6 protein-coding genes are annotated in these 6,612 nt (G+C 65.1%); 2 read left to right on the forward strand and 4 right to left on the reverse strand.

What is annotated here, in order from left to right; genetic code table 11:
• The 4 genes from EN738_RS28530 to EN738_RS28545 all read right to left on the reverse strand — a co-directional run.
• Positions 1 to 216: hypothetical protein (locus EN738_RS28530; RefSeq protein WP_145966957.1), on the reverse strand; the 216-nt coding region annotated here is incomplete at its 3' end.
• Positions 217 to 521: 305 nt separating this feature from the next.
• Positions 522 to 2,054 (reverse strand): DHA2 family efflux MFS transporter permease subunit, encoded by a 1,533-nt coding sequence (locus EN738_RS28535; protein WP_127286574.1) that lies wholly within the window; start codon positions 2,052 to 2,054, stop codon positions 522 to 524.
• Positions 2,055 to 2,405: 351 nt separating this feature from the next.
• A complete protein-coding gene (locus EN738_RS28540; RefSeq protein WP_127286575.1) occupies positions 2,406 to 3,602 on the reverse strand; it encodes an HlyD family secretion protein in 1,197 nt (398 codons plus the stop codon).
• Entirely contained in the window at positions 3,599 to 4,078 is a 480-nt protein-coding gene (locus tag EN738_RS28545; protein ID WP_127286578.1) for a MarR family transcriptional regulator, read from the reverse strand. Before EN738_RS28545 ends, EN738_RS28540 begins: the two co-directional genes overlap by 4 nt.
• 196 nt (positions 4,079 to 4,274) lie before the next feature.
• Between EN738_RS28545 and EN738_RS28550 the strand changes: the two genes are divergently transcribed.
• Together EN738_RS28550 and EN738_RS28555 are read left to right on the forward strand one after the other, a co-directional pair.
• Entirely contained in the window at positions 4,275 to 5,165 is an 891-nt protein-coding gene (locus EN738_RS28550) for a hypothetical protein (RefSeq protein WP_127286576.1), read from the forward strand.
• A 218-nt stretch (positions 5,166 to 5,383) separates the two neighbouring features.
• The gene (locus EN738_RS28555; RefSeq protein ID WP_127286577.1) at positions 5,384 to 6,523 is read left to right on the forward strand and encodes an efflux RND transporter periplasmic adaptor subunit; all 1,140 of its coding nucleotides are present in this window, start codon (positions 5,384 to 5,386) and stop codon (positions 6,521 to 6,523) included.
• Positions 6,524 to 6,612: the final 89 nt, after the last annotated feature.

Below are 6,612 nucleotides of genomic sequence, written 5' to 3' on the forward strand. Positions count from 1 at the left end.
CAGGATCAACCGTTCGGCGGCGTCGAAAAAGCAGATGCCTTGCGAAACGTTGTCGATCGCCGTCTCAAATCGCAGCGCCTGCCCTTCGAGCGTTGCGATCCTGGCTCGCAGATCGCGCTCGAGCGTTTCGTATGAAGCGATGGTCAGCTTCGCCAGCGCCGCCAGATTGGCCGACTCGGGTGTCTCGGCGGCTTTCCTGGATGATTTCTCGCCCAAACAGAGTTCCTCCAGTTTGGTGCCGGCGCAAAGCAACACGGCTCGCTTTCAACCCAAAAGCGACGACATCGTGATCGATATATACTAATGGTAGATGAACCAGGCGCAGTCGGTTGTAGATATCCGAGAATCCTTGCGCTGTTCTCCCGGCCACGATTTCAGTCCCGGATGCAGGCGCGGCGGCTCCGCCTCGCGATCAGAGCAGTTCAGCGTCTGGTAGAACCGCTGAACTGCTCTGACTATTTTGTACGCAATTCCGGACGGAAAACCGTTTCACACTTTTCCTGGAATTGCTTCAGCAACCGTCAGTCCATGTGTGCGGCAGGGGCGCCGGCGGCCGGCGCCGCCTTCGGCTTGCGCAGCAGGAAGACGAACGGGATGGCGAGCAGCGTCATCACCATCAGGATCTTGAAGTCGTTGACGTAGGAAATCATCATCGCCTGGATGTTGACCAGCCGATCGACCTGCGACAGCGCCGTCGGATCGCCGCTCGCCGCCGCCGGCGAGGCCGCCCACAGATTGGGGTTGAACGGGTTGATGAAGGCCGCAAGCTCGGTGTGGTTGATCTGCGTGTTGCGCACCATCAGAACCGTCACCACCGACACGCCGATCGAGGAGCCGAGATTGCGCACCAGGCTGAACAGCGCGGTGGCATCGGTGCGGTAGCGCGCATCGAGCGTGGCGAAAGCGATCGTCGACAGCGGCACGAACACCATGCCCATGCCCAGGCCCTGGATGACGCCGGAGGTCAGGATGAGCCAATTGTCCATCTGCGGCGAGAAGCTGGACATGGTGTAGAGCGACTGCGCGGTCAGCAAGAAGCCGATGACGACGAGGATCCTGGCGTCGACCCTGTGCATGATGCGGCCGACCAGGAGCATCGAGATCATCGTGCCGATACCGCGCGGACCGATGACGACGCCGATGGTCATGGTCGGATAGCCGAAAATGTTCGCCAGCATGGGCGGCAGGAGCGACATCGAGGCCAGGATGAGCACGCCCATGACGAAGATGAACGCCAGGCCGGTCACGAAATTGCGGTCGAGGAATATCTTGGGGTCGATGAAGGGGTGCTCCGCCGTCACCGTGTGGATGGTGAACACCCAGAAGCCGGTGATGGCAAGGCCGAGCTCGATCCAGATCTCGACGGAGGAAAACCAGTCGACCTCGCCGCCGCGATCCAGCATCAGCTGCAGCGCACCGACGCCGAGCGAGATCATGGCGAAGCCGAAGAAATCGAAGCTGCGCACGCGCTTGGCGACCGCAGGCAGATAGGCGGCCATGCCGAGGAAGGCGAGGATGCCGACCGGCAGGTTGATGAAGAACACCCAGCGCCAGTTGAAGTTCTCGGTCAGCCAGCCGCCGAGCGTCGGGCCCAGGATCGGCCCCAGCATGATGCCGGCGCCCCAGATGGCCATCGCCTGGCCGTGGCGCTCCTTCGGGTTGATGTCGAGCAGGAAGGTCTGCGACAGCGGCACGATCGCGGCGCCGAATACGCCTTGCAGCAGCCGGAACAGCACGATGGTCTCGAGGCTCCACGCCAGGCCGCACAGCATAGAGAAGATGGTGAAACCGACAACGGCGGTCAGGAACAGCTCCTTGCGGCCGAGCCGGTCGGCAAGCCAGCCGGTGACCGGCGTCATGATCGCCGCGGCGACGATGTAGGAGGTCAGCACCCAGTTGATGTTGTCCGGAGAAGCGCCGAGATCGCCGGTCATGGTCGGCAGCGCGACGTTGGCGATCGTCGTGTCTAGCGCCTGCATGACGGTGGCCAGCATCAGCGCGACGGTGATCAGGCCGCGGTGCGGTACTTCCTTGAAGGGTTCTGGCGTGCTCATGATGCGGAACTTCCAGCAGGTAACAAAAACGTGTACACGACGGTTTCCGGGCGGCGAGGCCTTCCGTTTGGAGACCCTCATCGCGGTGGGACGCGACTATCGATGTGGGGGTTACATCGAACGAAAGTCTCTTTTGATCGGACGCCTGCCGCCCGGAAACCTGAGGACCGAAGAGGTCTGTGTCGAAGGCTTCAGGTTTCGATCAGGCCGCGACGCGGCCCGGTTCAAATCCCGCTCCTTCCCACTCCTCCCATCGGACCAATCCCCTGCCGTTTTGCTTCCACCCGCCGGGTCCCCGGCAGGCTTCCGCCACTTGTCCATTCCGGCCGCCAGGGCGTCCGGGATCGTCGCTTACTCGGCCGCCTCGCCGGCCGTGGCGTGGCCGAAGATCTTCGGCAGGCCGCGCGCCACGCCGGTGTCGACGGTGACGGTGGCGCTCATGCCGGTGCGCAGCGCCATTTTGGCGTCGGGATCGGTCAGCTCCAGGCGCACGGGAATGCGCTGCGTGACCTTGACCCAGTTGCCGGTGGCGTTCTGCGCCGGCAGCAGCGAGAACTCCGCCCCGGTGCCGGCGCCGATCGCTTTGACGGTGGCCTCGAAGGTCTTGCCCGGATAGGTGTCGACGACGATCTCCGCCTTCTGGCCCGGCTTCATGTGGGTGAGCTGGGTTTCCTTGAAGTTGGCGTCGATCCAGGTGTCGCCAGTCTCGACCAGCGAGAACAGCGGCGTGCCGATGGCGACATACTGGCCGACCTTGAACGAGGAGGCCTGGCTGACGACACCGTCGGCCGGCGCCGTGACCGTAGTCTGCGCCAGGTCATAGGCCGCCTTGTCGCGCGCGGCCAACGCCGCCATCACCGTCGGGTGCTTGTCGGTCTCGATGTCGGGATTGCCGCCGAGCGCCGCCTTGGCGCTGATGATGCCCTGCTCGGCCACCGCCAGCTGCTGCCTGGCCTTGTCGAGGTCGTTCCTGGCCTCGTCCAGCGACGACTTGGCGTTAATGCCCTTCTGGGCAAGGTCGGCGGCGCGGTCGTATTGCGACTGCGCGTAGGCGACTTCGCTGGTGTCCGACTTCTCCTGCGCCATCGCCTGGCTGTAGGCGGCGCGCAGCTGCTCGACATTGAGGCGGGCGGTGGCGACCGCCGCATCGGCCTGGGCGAGCGCGATCCGGTAGGATTCGGGGTCGACAGCGAACAGCACGTCACCCCGCTTGACGAGCTGGTTGTCGGCGATGCCGACCTTGACGATGCGACCCGCCGTGTCGGAAGCGATCGACACCTTGGCCTGCTGCAGATTGGCGTTCTCGGTCTCCTGATAGCGGCCGCCGGTGACCCAGACGTAGGCGCCGCCGGCAAGCAGCGCCGCGGGCAGCGCGACCATCAGGAGGAAGCGGCCGGCGCGGCGCTGCTTCTTCGGCGCCGGCTGCGGCGAGGGAGCGAGCTCCGCCGGGGCGACCGCCGGTTGCGCCGGCGCCTCGGCGACCGGCTGCGCCGGCGCTTCCCGTTCCAGCCTGGTGACCTTCTCGTCCACCTTTGCTACCGCGTTCATGCTGCTGTGCCTTCCGTAGTCTTCATTTTTTCCAGCGACGGCGCTTCGCCGTCGGCCAGGTTCTGCACGATCGTATCCAGCGCCCGGATCAGGACGCGGCGATCTTCCGGCGACACGCCGACCAGCGATTCCTCATAAACCTCGCCGGCGAGGCTCTTGACGTGGGCATAGGCCTCGCTCGCCTTGGCGGTCGGGAAGATCATGCGCACGCGCCGGTCCGTTGCGTCGGGGCGACGTTCGATCCAGCCGCCCTCCTCCATCCGGTCGACGAGGCGCGAGACGCTGATCGGCTCGATTTCGAGAAGCTCGGCCAGTCGCGCCTGGGCGACACCCGCCTCCTTGGCGACACGGACCAGAAGCCGCCACTGCGCCGAGGAAAGGCCGAAGCCGCTGGCGCGCGCCTCGAAGCGCTTGCGCATCAGGCGCTGCACGTCGTGGATCAGGAAGCCCAGTCTGTCGATGCCGTCGGAAACCATGAGCGGCATATATAATAAGCGTGCTTAGTATTCAAGGGGCGGCGTTGATCCAGAAGCCGGCAACTGTGCATGGCAGACCCGCGACGCCAGCATGGTTAGCGGTTGGTGAACACCGAACCTGGCCTGACACAGGCTGTTTCCGCAGCGCGCGGTTTGCTGCATAGATGCCGGGGCTCGACGCGGGGACTACGGGGAAATGGCCGACATCTGGCAGGTGGGGATCGTTCCAGTGCCGATCCAGGGCGTTCTTGCCGCCGACGGCCTGGACAGGCGCCGTGTGATCTGGCTGCCGCCGCAAGGCTCGTTCCGCTTCATCGCCGACCCGTTCGGCCTTCCCCACGGCGATCGCTTCACCGTGCTGGTCGAAGCCTATGACTACCGGGTGAAGCGCGGCGAGATCCACTACTACAGCTACGACCGAGACTGGACGCTGAGGGAGCGCGGCATTGCGCTGAAGGAGCATTTCCACCTTTCCTATCCGCAACTGATCCGGTCCGGCGAGGACATCTTCATGCTGCCGGAGGCCTACCAGAGCGGCCGGCTGACGCTCTATCGGGCGGTCGATTTCCCGACAAGGTGGGAGCCGGTCGCCGTGCTGCTGGAAGAGCCGGCGGTCGACTCGACGGTCTTTCACCATCAGCAGCGCTGGTGGATGTTTCATGCGCTCTTCGGACCGGACGGCAGGGACACGCGCGAACTGCATGTCTCCTTTGCCGACAGCCTGACCGGCCCGTGGCACAAGCACAAGCAAAACCCGGTGCGCACGGGCCACGCATCGTCGCGGCCTGCCGGCTCGCCGTTTCTGGACGGTGACAAGCTTTATTTCCCGACACAGGACTGCACGATCGGCTACGGCAGCGCCATCAACCTGCTCGGCATCGACCGTCTGACGCCTGAGGAGTTTTCGGCCGATATCGTCAGGCGCCTGTCGCCCGAAGGCTGGCACGACGGTTTCGACCAGGGATTTCACACGCTATCGGACGGCGGCGGCGTCACCTTGATCGACGTCAAGCGCATCGACCGCTCGCCGATGCGCCACCTGATCAAGCTGCAGCACTGGCTGCGCAGGCAGGCACGCCGGGTTTGAACGACACCTGAAGCCGGGCGACCGACGCCCGCCAGGGAATCGTCTCAGCCAAACATCGGAAAATTTTCAGAAACCGTTCGGGATTTCGCGGACCCGGAGTCGCAAAAAGATCGGGCTGGCAAAAGACAGGCCGCAACGCCCGATCGTCCCCAGCCAAACGCATTTTCCGGTCGCCCGCATCCTCCCAGCGCGGCCGCAACCTTGGTCATGGAGACAACATGATTGCCGAACTTCTTCACAACAGGCCGCTGAGACGCCGCCTTGTCGCCGGATCGATCGCCGTCCTTGCCTGCGGCGCCGCGATGGTCTGGCATGGCGCCAGAAGCGAAGCCTCGAGCGCAAAGCCTGACGCGCCGGAGACGAAGCTGGTCAAGGCCGTCGAGGTGACGCCGGTTGCCAATGCCGATGTCCGCACCGCCATTGGCGAGATCCGCCCAAGGCTCGAGAGCGACCTCGGTTTTCGCGTTTCCGGAAAGCTCATCGAACGCATGGCCGAGATCGGCTCGACGGTGAAGAAGGGCGAGGTGCTCGCCCGCATCGACGACCAGGATTACCGCAACCGGCTGCTCAGCGCCGAGGCGGATGTCGCGGCGGCGCAGGCCGTGCTGGTCGAGGCGAGTGCAGCCGAGGCCCGCATCGGCGCGCTGCTCGCCAAGGGCTTCACGACGCGCGCCGGCTACGACGCGACGCTGAAGAACTTGCGTTCAGCCGAGGCCAAGCTGAAGTCGGCGAATATCGCCTTCCAGATGGCGAAAGACCAGCTCGGCTATACCGAGCTGCACGCCGATTTCGACGGCATCGTCACCGCCACCGGCGCCGAAGCCGGCCAGTCCGTCAATGTCGGACAGATGGTGGCGCGCGTCGCCGATCCGAGCAGCCGGGACGCGGTGTTCTCGATCGCCGAAGCCGCCTTCGCCAACACGCCCCACACAAGGCGGCCGCCTAAGGTCACGGTCTCGCTGCTCAGCAATCCGGCGATCACGGCAACCGGGATCGTGCGCGAGATCGCGCCGGTTGCCGATGCCGCGACCCGCACCTTCCAGGTCAAGGTCTCGCTCGAGAATGCGCCCGCCGAAATGCGCTTCGGCGCCAGCGTCGGCGGCCGCGCCGAGATCGCCAGCGCGCCGGTTGTGGTGCTGCCTGGCAGCGCGCTGTTCGACAAGGACGGCAAGCCGGCGGTCTGGGTCGTCACCGCGACATCCGCCGTCGAGCTCAGGCCTGTCGCCGTCGCCCGCTACGAGACCGACCGCGTCGTCGTCAGCGACGGGCTCGCCAAGGGCGACATCGTCGTCACCGCCGGCGTCAACCGGCTGCGCGAACATGAAAAAGTCCGCACCGCTGAAGGGGAAGAGAAATGAACATGTCAAAGACCAAGGTCCTGATTGCCGGCGCCGGTCCGACCGGCCTGACGCTGGCGCTGTGGCTGACCAGGCTCGGCGTGCCGGTG

Origin of the sequence: Mesorhizobium sp. M4B.F.Ca.ET.017.02.2.1 (genome assembly GCF_003998955.1) — a bacterium.
GTDB classification, from domain to species: Bacteria; Pseudomonadota; Alphaproteobacteria; order Rhizobiales; family Rhizobiaceae; genus Mesorhizobium; species Mesorhizobium abyssinicae.